The organism is Nocardioides psychrotolerans (genome assembly GCF_900113685.1).
GTDB classification, from domain to species: domain Bacteria; phylum Actinomycetota; class Actinomycetes; order Propionibacteriales; family Nocardioidaceae; genus Nocardioides; species Nocardioides psychrotolerans.
Genome location: NZ_FOQG01000035.1, coordinates 1 through 14,774 on the forward strand (window position 1 = coordinate 1; position 14,774 = coordinate 14,774).

The 14,774-nt window shown below is 70.4% G+C and carries 17 protein-coding genes and 2 tRNA genes; 13 read left to right on the forward strand and 6 right to left on the reverse strand.

The genetic code is table 11. The features are described 5' to 3' along the window. A partial coding sequence (locus BM204_RS21880) for an integrase core domain-containing protein (protein WP_143099882.1) occupies window positions 1–363 on the forward strand: 363 nt, incomplete at its 5' end. Between the two features lie 205 nt (window positions 364–568). Here BM204_RS21880 and BM204_RS21885 read toward each other — a convergent pair. Next, window positions 569–641, reverse strand: a tRNA-Arg gene (locus tag BM204_RS21885). Between the two features lie 150 nt (window positions 642–791). Between BM204_RS21885 and BM204_RS21890 the strand changes: the two genes are divergently transcribed. Together BM204_RS21890 and BM204_RS22900 are read left to right on the forward strand one after the other, a co-directional pair. Beyond that, window positions 792–2,033, forward strand: coding sequence for an LCP family protein (locus BM204_RS21890; protein WP_091117714.1), 1,242 nt, complete (start codon window positions 792–794; stop codon window positions 2,031–2,033). Then, window positions 2,033–2,197, forward strand: coding sequence for a hypothetical protein (locus BM204_RS22900; protein ID WP_170259326.1), 165 nt, complete (start codon window positions 2,033–2,035; stop codon window positions 2,195–2,197). The genes BM204_RS21890 and BM204_RS22900 overlap by 1 nt, the downstream gene beginning before the upstream one ends. 28 nt (window positions 2,198–2,225) lie before the next feature. On the opposite strand, the gene BM204_RS21895 is transcribed toward BM204_RS22900, so the two are convergent. From BM204_RS21895 to BM204_RS21905, 3 genes are read right to left on the reverse strand one after another with little or no spacing between them, the layout of a single operon-like run. Then, entirely contained in the window at window positions 2,226–2,594 is a 369-nt protein-coding gene (locus BM204_RS21895; RefSeq protein WP_091117715.1) for an MscL family protein, read from the reverse strand. A 58-nt stretch (window positions 2,595–2,652) separates the two neighbouring features. Beyond that, a complete protein-coding gene (locus BM204_RS21900) occupies window positions 2,653–3,330 on the reverse strand; it encodes an SAF domain-containing protein (RefSeq protein WP_091117717.1) in 678 nt (225 codons plus the stop codon). 51 nt (window positions 3,331–3,381) lie between these two features. Beyond that, window positions 3,382–3,714 carry an FmdB family zinc ribbon protein gene (locus BM204_RS21905; protein ID WP_091117719.1) on the reverse strand — a complete coding sequence of 111 codons (333 nt, stop codon included), beginning with the start codon at window positions 3,712–3,714 and terminating at the stop codon, window positions 3,382–3,384. 108 nt (window positions 3,715–3,822) lie between these two features. On the opposite strand from BM204_RS21905, the gene BM204_RS21910 reads away from it, so the two are divergent. Then, window positions 3,823–6,477, forward strand: coding sequence for a penicillin acylase family protein (locus tag BM204_RS21910; protein ID WP_091117721.1), 2,655 nt, complete (start codon window positions 3,823–3,825; stop codon window positions 6,475–6,477). Here BM204_RS21910 and BM204_RS21915 read toward each other — a convergent pair. Then, window positions 6,474–7,067 (reverse strand): 5-formyltetrahydrofolate cyclo-ligase, encoded by a 594-nt coding sequence (locus BM204_RS21915; RefSeq protein ID WP_170259327.1) that lies wholly within the window; start codon window positions 7,065–7,067, stop codon window positions 6,474–6,476. The two genes, BM204_RS21910 and BM204_RS21915, sit on opposite strands and share 4 nt — an antisense overlap. A 23-nt stretch (window positions 7,068–7,090) precedes the next feature. Between BM204_RS21915 and BM204_RS21920 the strand changes: the two genes are divergently transcribed. The 9 genes from BM204_RS21920 to BM204_RS21960 all read left to right on the forward strand — a co-directional run bounded on the left by BM204_RS21920 (window position 7,091) and on the right by BM204_RS21960 (window position 13,999). Beyond that, entirely contained in the window at window positions 7,091–8,479 is a 1,389-nt protein-coding gene (locus BM204_RS21920) for a UTP--glucose-1-phosphate uridylyltransferase (RefSeq protein ID WP_091117730.1), read from the forward strand. Further along, a complete protein-coding gene (gene glp / locus BM204_RS21925) occupies window positions 8,472–9,719 on the forward strand; it encodes a molybdotransferase-like divisome protein Glp (RefSeq protein WP_091117732.1) in 1,248 nt (415 codons plus the stop codon). Before BM204_RS21920 ends, glp begins: the two co-directional genes overlap by 8 nt. Then, window positions 9,712–10,200, forward strand: coding sequence for a cyclic pyranopterin monophosphate synthase MoaC (gene moaC, locus BM204_RS21930; RefSeq protein WP_091117733.1), 489 nt, complete (start codon window positions 9,712–9,714; stop codon window positions 10,198–10,200). Before glp ends, moaC begins: the two co-directional genes overlap by 8 nt. Further along, window positions 10,197–10,700 carry a MogA/MoaB family molybdenum cofactor biosynthesis protein gene (locus BM204_RS21935; protein ID WP_091117739.1) on the forward strand — a complete coding sequence of 168 codons (504 nt, stop codon included), beginning with the start codon at window positions 10,197–10,199 and terminating at the stop codon, window positions 10,698–10,700. Before moaC ends, BM204_RS21935 begins: the two co-directional genes overlap by 4 nt. 10 nt (window positions 10,701–10,710) lie before the next feature. Further along, the gene (locus BM204_RS21940) at window positions 10,711–11,295 is read left to right on the forward strand and encodes a GNAT family N-acetyltransferase (protein ID WP_091117745.1); all 585 of its coding nucleotides are present in this window, start codon (window positions 10,711–10,713) and stop codon (window positions 11,293–11,295) included. A 98-nt stretch (window positions 11,296–11,393) separates the two neighbouring features. Further along, complete coding sequence (gene sepX / locus BM204_RS21945; protein ID WP_143099883.1) at window positions 11,394–12,167, forward strand: divisome protein SepX/GlpR; 774 nt, start codon at window positions 11,394–11,396, stop codon at window positions 12,165–12,167. A 72-nt stretch (window positions 12,168–12,239) separates the two neighbouring features. Further along, a tRNA-Ala gene (locus tag BM204_RS21950) sits at window positions 12,240–12,315 on the forward strand. Window positions 12,316–12,456: 141 nt separating this feature from the next. Then, on the forward strand, window positions 12,457–12,729 hold the full coding sequence (locus tag BM204_RS21955) for a helix-turn-helix transcriptional regulator (RefSeq protein WP_170259328.1): 273 nt from the start codon (window positions 12,457–12,459) through the stop codon (window positions 12,727–12,729). Window positions 12,730–12,799: 70 nt separating this feature from the next. Continuing rightward, window positions 12,800–13,999, forward strand: a complete 1,200-nt coding sequence (locus BM204_RS21960) for a site-specific integrase (protein ID WP_170259329.1) — start codon at window positions 12,800–12,802, stop codon at window positions 13,997–13,999. A gap of 553 nt (window positions 14,000–14,552) precedes the next feature. Here the strand turns inward: BM204_RS21960 and BM204_RS21965 are convergent. Then, the coding region (locus BM204_RS21965; RefSeq protein WP_177223724.1) for an ATP-binding protein at window positions 14,553–14,774 on the reverse strand (222 nt) is incomplete at its 5' end.

Below are 14,774 nucleotides of genomic sequence, written 5' to 3' on the forward strand. Positions count from 1 at the left end.
TCCCACTCACGACCCCACGTGTCGAACGACAACCCCTACTCCGAGGCCGCGTTCAAGACGCTGAAGTACGCCCCGGTCTTCCCGACCAACTTCGGGTCGCTGCAGGACGCCAGGTCGTTCTGCGAGACCTTCTTCACCTACTACAACCACGAACACCGTCATTCCGGGATCGGGCTGCACACCCCGGCATCGGTCCACCACGGCACCGCGATCCAGGTCCGCGCCCAACGCCAGGTGACCCTCGATGCGGCCTACGCCGCGAACCCCGAGAGGTTCACCCGCAGCCGGCCCGAGGCGCCGAAACTACCGACCGCGGCGTGGATCAACGACCCCTCGAGGGAGGCCCTCATACAGACCGCCTGAACTTGACTGTCTCACCAGCCTTGACATCTTCCGCTCCCCTGCCCTGTCCACAGCTGAGGTTGAGGACATCGCTCGCCGTGTCGCCCGCGAAGAGCTCCAGAATCACTGACGTCGGGGCCCTGGACTGGACGATCTCCCAGAAGGCAACAAAGTGGGTAACTCGGCCACGAGCGTCGACGTGTACGACCGATCTGAGCGTGAAACGTGCCCCAGGCAAGAGTCGAACTTGCGACCTTTCGCTTAGGAGGCGGCTGCTCTATCCACTGAGCTACTGGGGCTTGGTGGAGCATTTTGTCAGCACGGGGCGGCCCTGACGAATGCGGCCCCGCTCGGCGCCGGTTTGGCCTTACTGGCGGGTCAGGGTGACTATTTGAGTTGCCCGTCAAGATGGACGGGTGCGCCCACGACCCCGCCCCGAAGGGTGATGCATGTCCGACGCTGAGTCGAACCCCGCTGAGCAGAGTGCTGCTGAGCAGGTCTCGCCTGCCGCGACGACCAGGGGGCGGCGCCGCGGGAAGGCGCCACGGACCCACGTGGTGGGCAAGGTGCTGCTCACCTCGCTGATCGTCCTGGGGATGCTCACGGGCCTCTCGGTGGTCTTCATCTACCGCCACCTCAACGACAACCTCACCGTGCTCGACGTCTCGAGCCAGCTAGAGAACCGACCCGACAAGCAGGACCAGGCCTCCGACATGCCGCAGGAGCCGCTCAACATCTTGGTGATGGGCTCGGACAGCCGCGAGGGCGAGGGCAACAACATCGACGGGCTGACCGGCGACGGCGCGCGCTCCGACACCACGATCCTGATGCACCTCTCGGCGGACCGAAAGCAGGCCTACGGCGTCAGCATCCCGCGCGACTCCCTGGTCACCCGTCCCGACTGCAAGACCGAGGACGGCGAGACCATCCCCGGCGGCGAGAACGAGCAGTGGAACACCGCCTTCGCGCTCGGCGGACCGGCGTGCACGATCCAGCAGTTCGAGCAGCTGACCGGTGTCTTCGTCGACCACTTCGTCGTCGTCGACTTCTCCGGCTTCCGTGACATGGTCGACGCGATCGACGGTGTCGAGGTCTGCATCCCCGAGGACATCGAGGACCCGGAGCACGGGATCAACATCCCGGCCGGGACCCGCGAGGTCCGCGGCAAGGAAGCCCTCAACTACGTGCGGGCTCGCTACACCCTCGGCGACGGCTCCGACATCGGCCGCATCGCGCGCCAGCAGGCATTCATCGCCGCCATGGCCAACAAGGTCGTCTCCGGTGGCACCCTGGCCCGCTTCGACCGGCTGGTCGGCTTCCTCAACGCCGCCACCAAGTCCTTGATCGTCGACCCGGGCCTGGAGAACGTCTTCAAGATCGGCAAGGCCGGACTGAGCTTCAAGAACATCGGGCTCGACAACATCAAGTTCGTCACCGTGCCGTTCGAGTACGACACCCGCGAGGGCTTCGAGGGGCGCGTCGTGTGGCTGCCCGAGGCCGACGACGTGTGGCAGAAGGTCGCCGACGACGAGCCGCTCAGCCGCCGCCTCAGCTCGGGTGCGATCAACGCCGGCGAGCTGCCCGGCTCCGGCTCACCCAGCGACGGGGCCTCCCCGAGCGACGGCGCCTCCCCGAACGAGCCCGACGAGGACGTCACCGCTGCCCGCGAGGCCGCGGGGCTGTGCGCCTGATGTCGCAGACCGAGTCGGATTGGGAGCGTAGGAGGCGGCTCGCCGCGATCTTCGGCGACGCCCTGCCGGACACCACCAGCGACGAGCGGGACCCCGGGTCCGCGCCGCGTGAGGACGCCTCCGAGGCATGGCTCAAGGCGCAGGTCCCGCCTCACCACGGGTGAGACGGGACCACTCGATCCGGTCGGTCGATCAGACCTGCGGGCGGTTGGCCAGCAGGTCGCGGATCTCCTGGAGCAGCCGGACGTCCTCGGGGGTCCCGGGCTCGGGGCTGGGGAAGAACTTCTCCTTGGCGCGGACGTAGGGCGTCACGACGAAGAAGTAGACGACCGCGGCCAGGATCAGGAACGCCACCAGCGCGGTGATGAACGGGCCCACGAGCACGTCGCCGGGAGCGAAGGTGTCGAAGTTGGGCTCCTTGCCGCCGGTGATCCGGGCGATCGCCGACATCAGCATGCCGGTGAAGGCCGTCACGACCGCGGTGAACGCGGTGCCGAGGATGACTGCGACGGCCAGGTCGATCAGGTTGCCGCGGAGGATGAAGTTCTTGAAGCCGGTCATGAGCCGCTCCTAGGGGAGTCCGAGAGGCGAGGCGGGGTGCCCCGAAGTCCCGGCGAAACTATCGGCTGCTCCAGGTGAATGTCACGAAGGAACGCACCGACGCCTCCGCGATGGGACCGACGTCACCCTCGCCCACGCCGACGACCACGAGACGGCCCGGCAGGGCTGAGGCCCCGATCGCCTCCGAGACGGCGGGCAGCGCGAGCACCGGGACGGCGGTCGCGACCACCGCGCTCGTCCCGCGCTGCGGGTCGGCGGCCACGAGGTCGATCAGGTCGCCCACCCGCAGCAGGTCCACCATCGCGGCGTCGGGGAGCCGCACGGGTGCCGCCACCAGGTCGCTGCGGCCCGCGACGAGGTCGGGCCCGACCAGGCGGACGTCGGTCACCGGCTCGCCCGCGCGCACCGGGCCCGCGAGCACCCGTCCCACGGGGTCGTCGACCACGCGACGCGGGACGGCTTCGGGGGCGACCTCCACCGCGGTCAGGTCACCTGCTGCGAGGACGGCCCCGGCGGGCAGGTCGCGGGCCGCCACCACGACCCGGGTCGTCGGCTCGGGCGGAGCCGCGACCGTGTGCAGGCCGGCCGCCATCGCGACCGCGGTGAGCGCTGCGGCCAGCAGCCGACGACGGCGCAGGACGGCTCGTCGTACGGCGTTGGCGGTGCGGCGGGCGCGGCTCAGGGAGTCACGGTGGGAGTCACGGTGCGCGACGGCGGGCCCGTTGAGGGAGTCCATCCCCCGACGCTAGGCGAGGACGCTCCGACACGGAGCGGCTCTCCACAGGCCTCAGGAAGCCTGGGGCGCCGCGGCCGGCTTGGCGTCGCTCTTTCCCTTGCCCTCGGGCTTCGCCGCCGCGGGCTTGTCGCTCGTGGTGTCGCTCTTGCCCTTGCCCGAGGACTCGCCGCCGGACGACGCAGCGGCCGGCTCGGAGGCGGTCGAGCTCGCGCGGCTGTCGGTGCGGTAGAAGCCGGAGCCCTTGAAGACGACGCCGACGGCGTTGAAGACCTTGCGGAGCTTGCCCTGGCACTGCGGGCACTCGGTGAGAGAGTCGTCGTTGAAGCTCTGGAACTGCTCTAGGTCGTGCCCGCACTCGGTGCAGGCGTATTGGTAGGTCGGCACGGTTCTCCTCAGGTGGCGCGTCGGTGCGGAGAGGGGCACGGGGGTCCATATCTGGCACTCCGCCCTGACGACTGCCAATTCTAAGGCACGGCGACAATGAGTGTCGCCATGACCGAGGACACAGCGCCGACCAGCGGGCCGCCCACCGGGCCGCCCACCGGCTCCCACCACGTTTCCCGGCGCACCCGGTGGCAGAGGTTTCGCGCCCTGCCGCGCGCCCTGCGCGTCACGTCGTACGTCGCCGTCGGGCTGGTCCTGCTGCTCGTGCTGGGCCTCGTGACCGGTGTCGTGCTGGTGCGCCGTCCGCTGCCGCAGACCTCGGGCACGATCGAGGTCCCGGGTCTGGAGGGCACGGTCGAGGTCGTCCGCGACGAGCACGGGATCCCTCAGGTCTACGCCGACACGATGGAGGACCTGATGCGCGGCCAGGGCTACGTGCAGGCGCAGGAGCGGTTCTTCGAGATGGACGTGCGCCGCCACGCCACCGCCGGTCGGCTGGCCGAGATGTTCGGCGAGGACGCGCTCGAGACCGACCTCTACGTCCGCACGATGGGGTGGCGCCGGGTCGCCGAGCGTGAGCTGGCGCTGATCGAGCCCGACACCCGCGCGGCCCTGGAGTCCTACGCCGACGGGGTCAACGCCTACCTCTCCGGGCACTCGCCCGCCGAGATCGCGCTGGAGTACACGATCCTCAACGCCGGAGGCCTGGACTACGTCCCCGAGGACTGGACGGCCGTCGACTCGCTGGCCTGGCTCAAGGCCATGGCGTGGGACCTGCGCGGCAACATGGGCGAGGAGATCGACCGGGTCCTCACGACCGAGGCGGTCGGGGCGGACCGCACCGCCGAGCTCTACCCGGCCTACGCCGCCGCTGACCAGGCGCCGATCGTCGACCAGGGCGCCGTCGTCGACGGCGTCTTCGAGCAGGACGCCACGACCGGCGGCACCCGCAACCCGCGTCGCACCGCCTTCACCGCCGACCAGGTCGCGCCGCTCGCGTCGTTGCGCGAGGGCCTCGAACGGCTGCCGTCCTGGCTGGGGCGTGGCGACGGGATCGGCAGCAACTCCTGGGTCGTCGACGGCGACCACACCTCGACCGGCGAGCCGATGCTCGCCAACGACCCGCACCTCGGCATCGGCCTGCCCGGCGTGTGGATGCAGATGGGCCTGCACTGCCGCGAGATCTCGGCGGCCTGCCCCATCGACGTCGCGGGCTTCACCTTCTCCGGCGTGCCGGGCGTGATCATCGGCCACAACGCCGACATCGCCTGGGGCTTCACCAACCTCGGCCCCGACGTCACCGACCTCTACGTCGAGCGGGTCACCGGCGACACCTGGCGCCACGACGGCCGCGACCGCCCGCTGACCGTGCGCACCGAGACCGTCGAGATCGCCGGCGCCGACGACGTGGAGCTCACGATCCGCGCCACCGCGCACGGCCCGATCCTCTCGGACGTCGACGACCAGCTCGCCGAGGTGGGGGAGGTCGCGCCCCTCTCGCGCCCGACGCCCGCCGAGGGCGAGGAGTACGCCGTGTCCCTGGCCTGGACTGCGCTCACGCCGGCGCCGACGGCCGACGCGATCCTGGGCCTCAACGCCGCGACCGACTGGGACTCCTTCCGGGCGGCCGCCGCCGACTTCGCCGTACCGGCGCAGAACCTGGTCTACGCCGACACCGACGGCCACATCGGCTACCAGGCGCCCGGGTCGATCCCGATCCGCAAGTCGGGGAACGACGGATTGTTGCCGTCGGCCGGGTGGCGCTCGGAGAACGACTGGACCGGGGACTATGTCCCCTTCGACGGCCTGCCCACCGTGCTCGACCCCGACGAGGGGTTCATCGTCGCCGCCAACCAGGCCGTCATTGCCGCCGACGACTACCCCTACTTCCTCACCGACGACTGGGACCGGGGATTCCGCTCGCAGCGGATCCGGGAGCTGCTCGAGGAGGAGGGCGAGCTGTCGATGACCGAGATGGCCGAGCTCCAGCTCGACGACCGCAACCCGCTGGCGCCCACGCTGGTGCCCTACCTGCTCGACGTCGAGCTGCGCCGGGGCTACAACGACGACGGACAGCGGCGGCTCGACGACTGGGACGCAGGCCAGCCCGCCGACAGCGCGGCCGCCGCCTACTACAACGTCACCTGGCGCAACCTGCTCGAGCTGACCTTCCACGACGAGCTGCCCGAGGACGTGTGGCCCGACGGCGGGCAGCGCTGGATGGCCGTCGTGGAGCGGCTGCTCACCGAGCCCAACTCCCCGTGGTGGGACGACGTCGCCACCGAGACCGAGGTCGAGACCCGCGACGACGTCATCCGCGCCGCGCTCGTCGCCGCCCGCAACGAGATGACCTTGCTGATCGCGCCCTACCCCGACGACTGGACGTGGGGTGCGCTGCACACGCTCGACCTCCGCTCCAGCACCCTGGGCGAGTCCGGCATCGGCGCGGTCGAGCGGCTCTTCAACCGCGGGGGCTGGGAGGTCGGCGGCGGCAGCGCCACCGTCGACGCGACCGCGTGGGACGCCGCGGAGGGCTACCGCGTGACCGCAGCCCCCTCGATGCGGATGATCGTGTCGCTCTCCGACCTCGACGACTCGCGTTGGATCAACCTGACCGGGGTCTCCGGTCACCCCTTCAGCGAGCACTACACCGACCAGACCGACCTGTGGGCCGCGGGCGAGACGCTGCCGTGGGTCTTCAGCCGTGAGGACGTCCTCGCCGCCGAGGCCGACACGCTGCTGCTGGTGCCGCCGGAGGGCTAGAAGACGTGCAGGCCGCTCGAGGTGACCGCGGAGACGACCGGGCGGTCGTGCGGCTCGACGGGCACGTCGCGGCCGACCTCGTCGTCGAAGAGCAGCACGCAGGTGAACGTCCCGACCGGCACCCGGGCCAGCGCCCGGTCGTAGGACCCGCCGCCACGGCCCATCCGCATCCCGCGCTCGTCGACCGCGAGCCCCGGCACCAGCACGACGTCGGGTGTGGCGATCGCGTCGACGCCGAGCCGGGTGCCGGTGGGCTCGAGCAGGCCGAGCCGGGCCGGCGTCAGCGACCCCTCTCCTGCGTACGCGGCCCAGTCGAGGTCGCCGTCGGGCAGCAGCACCGGCAGCAGCACCCGCTTGCCGGCTGCCACCAGTGCGGCCAGCAGGGCGGTGGTGCCGGGCTCGGTGCCGACCGAGACGTACGCCGCGACGCTGGCGGCTCGTCGTACGGGATCGGCGGCGAGGAGGTGCGCGCAGATGGCCTGTGTGGACTGGCTGATCTCGATCAGCGGGCGTCGGCGACGGGCGGTGAGCAGCTGGTCGCGCAACGCCGCCTTGGCCATCGGACCTGGGCTGGGTTGCGACGGGGGCACCGGTGAAGCCTACGATCGGAAGCATGGGTAGTGCAGGACTGAACAAGGCGCGCGACAAGATGATCGACGCCGGGGTGGACAAGGTCGCGATCGAGACCTTCGCCCACTACTTCCGGCTCCTCGAGCACGGCGAGACCGGGATGATCCCGGAGACGTCGATCGACCCCGTCGACATGCCGTCGCTGAGTGACGTGCAGGTGTCCGACGAGGACGCTGCCGCGGCGGTCCGCGCGACCGCGGTCATCAAGCTCAACGGCGGGCTCGGGACGTCGATGGGCATGGACCGCGCCAAGTCGCTGCTGTGCGTGCGTCGTGGGCTGTCCTTCCTCGACATCATCGCCCGCCAGGTCCTGCACCTGCGCGAGGAGCACGACGCCACGCTGCCGCTGATCTTCATGAACTCCTTCCGCACCTCCGCGGACACCCTCGCCGCGCTCGGCCGCTATGACGCGCTGCAGGTGGAGGGCCTGCCGCTGGAGTTCCTGCAGAACAAGGAGCCCAAACTGCTGGTGAAGGGCCTTGCTCCGGTCAGCTATCCCAAGGACCCCGACCTGGAGTGGTGTCCGCCCGGGCACGGCGACCTCTACACCGCGCTGCGCGGCACGGGTCTGCTCGACCTGCTCATCGAGCGCGGATTCCGCTACGTCTTCGTGTCCAACTCCGACAACCTCGGCGCCGTCCCCGACGCGCGTGTCGCGGGCTGGTTCGCCACCTCGGGTGCGCCCTTCGCGATCGAGGCCGTGCGTCGGACCCCCTCGGACCGCAAGGGCGGCCACTTCGCCCGCCGCAAGAACGACGGCCGCATCGTGCTGCGCGAGACCGCCCAGACCCCTCCCGAGGACGCCGACGCGCTCGCTGACCTCGACCGGCACCGCTACACCTCGACCAACAACCTGTGGTTCGACCTGGTCGCGATGAAGGAGGCCCTCGACGTCCGTCAGGGCATCCTCGGGCTGCCGCTGATCCGCAACGTCAAGAGCGTCGATCCCGCAGACCCCTCGACCCCCCAGGTGATCCAGATCGAGACCGCCATGGGTGCGGCGATCGAGGTCTTCGAGGGCTCCCAGCTCATCGAGGTCGGGCGCGATCGCTTCGTGCCGGTCAAGACGACCAACGACCTGCTGGTGCTGCGCTCCGACGTCTACGACATCGGCGCCGACTTCGTGCTCGACCAGGTCGCCAGCGACCTGCCGTTCGTGGACCTCGACACCGCCCACTACAAGCTGGTCGGCGAGTTCGACAAGCGCTTCCCCGAGGGTGCGCCGTCGATGCGCGAGGCGACCTCGCTCAAGGTCGAGGGCGACTGGACCTTCGGCAAGGGTGTGCAGGTCGTCGGTGACGTCGCGCTCGACGCCACGTCCGCGCAGCGGGTCGCGCCGAAGACGGTGCTGGGCGGCCCGACGGATGACTGACGCACTCCTGTCGGTCGACGAGTTCCGCGCCAAGGTCCTCGCCGACCTGGTGCCGGCAGCGCCCGTCGAGGTCGAGCTCCTCGACGCGCTCGGCCTGGTCTGCGTCGAGGACGTCACCGCCCCGCTGTCGTTGCCGCGCTTCGACAACTCCGCGATGGACGGCTACGCCGTACGCCGTGAGGACGTCGTCGGCGCCTCCGAGGACGCTCCCGTCGAGCTGCCCGTGGTCGGTGAGATCGGCGCCGGCCGGGCCGGCCCCTCGGGGATCGAGGCGGGGACGGTCACGAAGATCATGACCGGCGCACCGATGCCCCACGGGGCCGACGCGGTCGTCCCCTACGAGTGGACCGACCGCGGTGCCGGAGTCGTGCGGATCACCCAGGCACCCGCCGAGGCCCAGCACATCCGCCGCGTCGGCGGCGACGTCCGCGAGGGCGACCACCTGATCTCGGCCGGCACCGTGCTGGGACCGCGTCACGTCGGGCTGCTCGCCGCGGTCGGCCGGCCCACCGTGATGGTGCGCCCGCGGCCGGTCGTCGTGATCCTCTCGACCGGCTCCGAGCTGCGCGCTCCGGGCGAGGAGCTGGGCGCCGACTCGATCTACGACGGCAACTCCTACCTGCTCGCGGCGTCCGTCACGCGCGCCGGCGCGGTCGCCCGCAGGGTCGGGATCGTGCCCGACGACCAGGACGCGTTCCTCGCGGTGCTGCACGAGCAGCTCGTGGGCGCCGACGTCGTCGTGACCTCCGGCGGGGTCTCCCAGGGCGACTTCGACGTGGTCAAGGCAGCGCTGCGGACGCTCGGCACGGTGTGGTTCGGCGGGGTCGCGATGCAGCCCGGCAAGCCACAGGGCTTCGGGGTCGTGGGGGAGCGGCGGGTGCCGATCTTCACGCTCCCGGGCAACCCCGTGTCGTCGTACATCTCCTTCGAGCTGTTCGTCCGCCCTGCCCTGCGCACGCTGATGGGCCTCGAGCCGGTCGTCGAGCCGACCACGACCGCGACCCTCGAGGGGGCCGTGTCGTCGTTGTCGGGCAAGCGGCAGTTCCTGCGCGGCCGCTATTCCCGTGACGACTCCGGAGCGACCGTGACGGTCAAGCCGGTCGGCGGGTCGGGCTCGCACCTGGTGGGAGACCTCGCGGCCTCCAACGCGCTGATCGTCGTGCCCGAAGAGCTCACCGAGGTCGTCGACGGGGCGCAGGTGCAGGTCGTGGTGCTGGACAGAGGAGCAACCGATGGATGATCCTGCGGCGGGCCAGGGGCGGCTGACGCACGTCGATGCCAGCGGTGCTGCCCGGATGGTCGACGTCTCGGCCAAGGACGTCACGGCGCGGGAGGCCCGCGCATCGGGCCGCGTGCTGCTGTCCGCCGAGGTGATCGCGCTGCTGCGCGGGCAGGGCGTGCCCAAGGGCGACACCCTCGCCGTCGCGCGGCTCGCCGGGATCATGGGCGCCAAGCAGACGCCCGCGCTGATCCCGCTGTGCCACCCACTCGCGCTGTCCGCGGTGACGGTGGACCTGAGCGTCACCGACGACTCCGTCGACATCCTCGCGACCGTGCGCACCACCGACCGCACCGGCGTCGAGATGGAGGCGCTCACCGCCGTCTCGGTGGCCGCGCTCACCGTCATCGACATGGTCAAGGCCGTCGACAAGGCGGCGGTGATCACCGATGTGCGCGTCGAGACCAAGACCGGGGGCAAGTCGGGGGACTGGTCGCGATGACGGGCTCGTCGACCGCCTCGGCGGGCGGGCTGCCCGCCACCGTCGTCGTCGCGTCCAACCGCGCCGCGGCGGGGGTCTATGAGGACACGACCGGCCCGCTGATCGTGTCGTTCCTGACGGAGCTCGGCTTCGTGGTCGGCGCGCCCGTCGTCGTACCGGACGGGGAGCCGGTGGGCGAGGCCATCGCCGCTGCGATCGCCGCCGGTGCCCGGGCCGTGCTGACCACCGGTGGCACCGGGCTCACCCCGACCGACCGCACCCCCGAGGCGACCAGGCCGCTGCTGGACCGGGAGGTGCCGGGCATCGCCGACGCGATCAGGGCCTACGGCGTCGCGGCCGGCGTCCCGACCGCGATGCTGTCGCGGGGGCTCGCGGGGGTCGCCGGCCGCACCCTCGTGGTCAACCTGCCGGGCTCACGCGGGGGCGTGAAGGACGGTCTCGAGGTGCTGCGCCCGGTCCTGGTCCACGCCGTCGAGCAGATCGTGGGGAGCGACCATTAGGTCCTGGCCGGTGCGCCTCTCCTCGGGCACGTCCCCGGTCGTCACGCTGCGGCCGCTGGCCCGCTCCGACGTGCACGCCTGGCGCTCGGCCCGGCAGCGCAACGCCGCGTGGCTGCTGCCGTGGGACGCCACGGTGCCGCCCGGCTCGACCACCCGCGCCACGACGTTCCGCGCGCTCGTACGACGCCTGCGTCACCAGGCCGGCCGCGGCACGACGTACCCCTTCGCCGTGGACGTCGACGGCCGCTTCGCGGGGCAGCTGACGGTCAACAACATCGTGCGGGGCTCCGCGCAGTTCGCCTCGATCGGCTACTGGCTCGACCGCGACGTCGCCGGACGCGGGGTGATGCCGCGCGCTGTGGGGATGGCGATCGACCACTGCTTCACCACTGCCGGCCTGCACCGCATCGAGATCGCGATCCGCCCGGAGAACTCCAACTCCCTGCGGGTGGTGGAAAAGCTCGGCATCCGCGAGGTCGGCTACGCCCCGCAGTTCCTCCACATCGACGGCGCCTGGCGTGACCACCGGATCTATGCCGTCACCGTCGAGGAGTGCCCCGGAGGGATGGTCGCGAGGCTGGAGGCCGGCGAGTGACGCGGGAACCCCAGAAATCACATCAGCAACACGAGCAATTTGCGACACACCACTAGACATCCGCCCCACATCGGGGTAGCGAACCTAACCTCAGTCCCGTGGACCTGAGCGCACTCATCTTCGTAGCCCTGGCAGTGGCCTGGGCCGTCTATCTCGTCCCCAAGGCGCTCAAGCACCACGAGGACGTCGCCCGCACGCGCTCGGTGGACCGCTTCTCCCACACCATGCGCGTCCTCGCACGTCGCGAGCCGACGAGCCGCAGCAGTGCGCGTCTCGTCGTCCCCGGCAAGCCCGCCGCCGTGGTCACGCCGGTCGCCAGCACCCCGGCCCAGCTGCGCGCGGGCCGTGAGGCAGCGCGCCTCGCCGCCAGGCGTCGCCTGCGGGTCGTCTCGGTGATCCTGGTCGCCAACCTCGTCGTCGCCGTCCTCGCGGCCACGTCCGTCGTCGCCTGGCCCTACGTCGCGATCCCTGCGGGACTGCTCGTCGCCTGGCTGGTCACCTGCCGCCTCATGGTCAAGCGGGAGCGTGCCGCGTCGCCGACGCTTCGCCTGCCGCTCGTGGTCGAGGAGCCGTCCGAGGTCGACGGCCCGGTGACCGAGGAGATCGTGGCGGTCACCGAGGAGACGGTCGCGGTCGAGCGACCCCGCGACCCGGACGCCTGGGACCTGGTGCCGGTGACCCTCCCGACCTACGTCACCAAGGAGCCGGCGACCCGTCGCACGGTCCGCACCATCGACCTCGACTCCACCGGCGTCTGGACCTCCGGTCGCACCGAGATCGACAGCGCCATCGCGCGCGGGGCCGAGGAGGCCGAGCGTGTCGCCAAGGCCTCCCGCAAGGACGACGAGACCCGCCGGGCGACCGGGTCCTGACCGATTCGGCCCGCCCGCAGGGCTGGTGCTAACGTTTCGATCCGCGCCGTTGGTCACCCCCGACGTCGTGATGGGGCTGTGGCGCAGTTGGTAGCGCGTCTCGTTCGCAACGAGAAGGTCAGGGGTTCGAATCCCCTCAGCTCCACCAAACATGCAGGTCAGCAGGGTGTCCGGAGTCCTGAACTAGGAGTTCCGGATGCCTTGTCAGCATTTAGTCAGCACTTTGAATCTCGGCCTCGACCCAGCGGTGGAGGCTCTCGGCCGGTCTCGGTGGCCCGCGGGGTGCCTCGTGCACCTGCTGGGCATGGACACCAACACTTCTTTTCGGGCCACCAATCTCGACCGTCACCGTGACTTGCTTGAGCCCGTCCTCACCCTCGCCGAGCTGGCTGTCCAGCTCTGCGTGAGCGTCCAGACCCTCTATGACCTACGTAGCCAGGGACGCGGACCACGTGGCTTCCGGGTTGGTCGCCAGCTGCGGTTCCGGGTCAGCGAGATCGATAGCTGGCTTGCTCGCATGGAAGGGGCCGACGCTGACCGCCATCCTGTCAGCGGCCAGTGAGATGGGTCGGCCTAAGACACCAATCGGTGCCTACGGATCGATCACCGTCCGCTACCGGGGGAGGAGCGTGGTGGCCGAGGCTCGCGTCCGCGACCAGGACGGCCGGCTCAGGCAGATCAGAGTCGCCGGTCCGACTGCGGCGGCGGCCCGCCATCGGCTCAAGGAGCGGCTGGTGGATCGTCCCGTGCAGAACGGCGGAAGGTCGCTGCGAGGCTCGGACTCCTTTGCCGACTTGGCGGCGTTGTGGGTGGCCGACCTAGGCATGCGCGAGCTCGCAGAGGGAACCAGGCAGAACTACCGCGACATACTGCGGTTGCACGTGTTGCCAGCCTTCGAGCACTACGCCCTGGCCGAGATCACGACCGGGAGGGTGGAGTGGTTCCTCAAGGCAGAGACCAAGACGTCGGTGTCGCGGGCGAGGCAGTCTCGCACCGTGCTCAACCTGATCTTTGCGTTCGCGTTGCGACACGACACCATCAACCGCAACCCCGTCCAGGGGACCTCCCCGCTGGCTCGGAGGAAGGGCGCACCCCAGGCGCTGACCTTGGAGCAGATCGCAGCGATCCGCTCTGCGGCTACAAGGTGGCGGATCGACCGGAGGGCTCCAGGGCCCAAGAGTGATGGCCAGGTGCGCGACATCATCGAGGTGTTGCTCGGCACCGCCATGCGAACCGGAGAGGTGCTGGCGTTGCGGCCTCGTGATATCACCGACGGGCGCCACGGGATGGTGGTGCACGTCAACGGCACTGTCGTCCAGCGCAAAGGTGTCGGTGCAGTGCGGCAGGACCGACCTAAGACCGACGCCTCGATCCGGCACATCCCCGTGCCTGAGTTTGCCGCCGCAGTGCTCCGTCGCAGGCTCGCTGCCCTGGGGCCTGATCAACGCGACCGGACCGTGTTCGCCAGCCGCAACGGCGGCCCGCTGAGCCCCTACAACGTTCGGCGCACCTTCCGTGACTTCCTGAACGATGCCGGTCTCGACGGAACCGGCATCAGCCTGCGTTGGTACCGGCGCACCGGTGCGACTGTCATCGCTCGGGGCATGAGCACGGCTGCTGCCGCCGGGTTTCTGGGCCACACTTCATCGGCGATCACCGAGGGCCACTACATCGAGCCGGATCGGACCATCGACCTCACGCCAGCCAGCCACCTGGAACGCACCCTGCGGCCTGACCGCCCGGACGGGTCCCTGCTCGCCGGTACTCCAGTCCCGGGGGAGGAGGACGGCCTGGCTGTCCTAGACGACCCTGAGGACGGCGCCGTCGCCTGACAGCCTCGCGGAGGTGCCTGGTCCGTCGAGCTACCTGCGGTGGTCCCGAATCGGGACGCCCAGCGCAGCCTTTCGGCGTCGGCGTCGGCGTCGGCCTCGGCTGCCCCTGAAACGAGAGCTACCTACGGTGGTCTCGAATCGAGACCACCGGCCCAGCCTTCGGCCTCGGCCTCGTCTGCCCCGAAACGGTGAAGCTCGCCACCGTCCTGCAGAATCTCGGGCTGTTCATATGCACCACTGTGCACCGGTAACGTTACCCACTTCGGCCGGATGGGGGACGTGCCAGAGGAGGAACGTTGGTGTCTCCGCAGGTCAAACCACGTTCCCCCGAAAGTTCTCGGGCTTGGCGTTTGGGGCGCGCGGATGTGTCGCGACGCGGGTCTCGCGATCGCCACGTCGCGCACGAGCACGATGGCGTTGCAGTGAGCGAGTGTCAAGGGCCAGTAGGAACTGCCCGGGGGCGGTCATGAAACCTGCCCGGTGACGGTCACGAGAAGTGCCCGGTGGCGGCCATGAGATCTGCCCAAGGGCTGGCCGCCACCGGCCGGTTTGCTCAGCTCAAGGGGCTCACCCCTTGCCCGGCGAGTGCCTGGGTCAGGCGCACGCTCTCACCGGTGGTCTGACAGACGTGGGCGTGGTGCAGGAGCCGGTCGACGGTCGCGGTGGCCAGCGTTTTAGGCATCAGCTCGTCGAACGCGGCCGGGTGCAGATTCGAGCTGATCGCGACCGAGCGTTTCTCATACGCGGCATCGACGAGGCGGTAGAGACCTTCGGC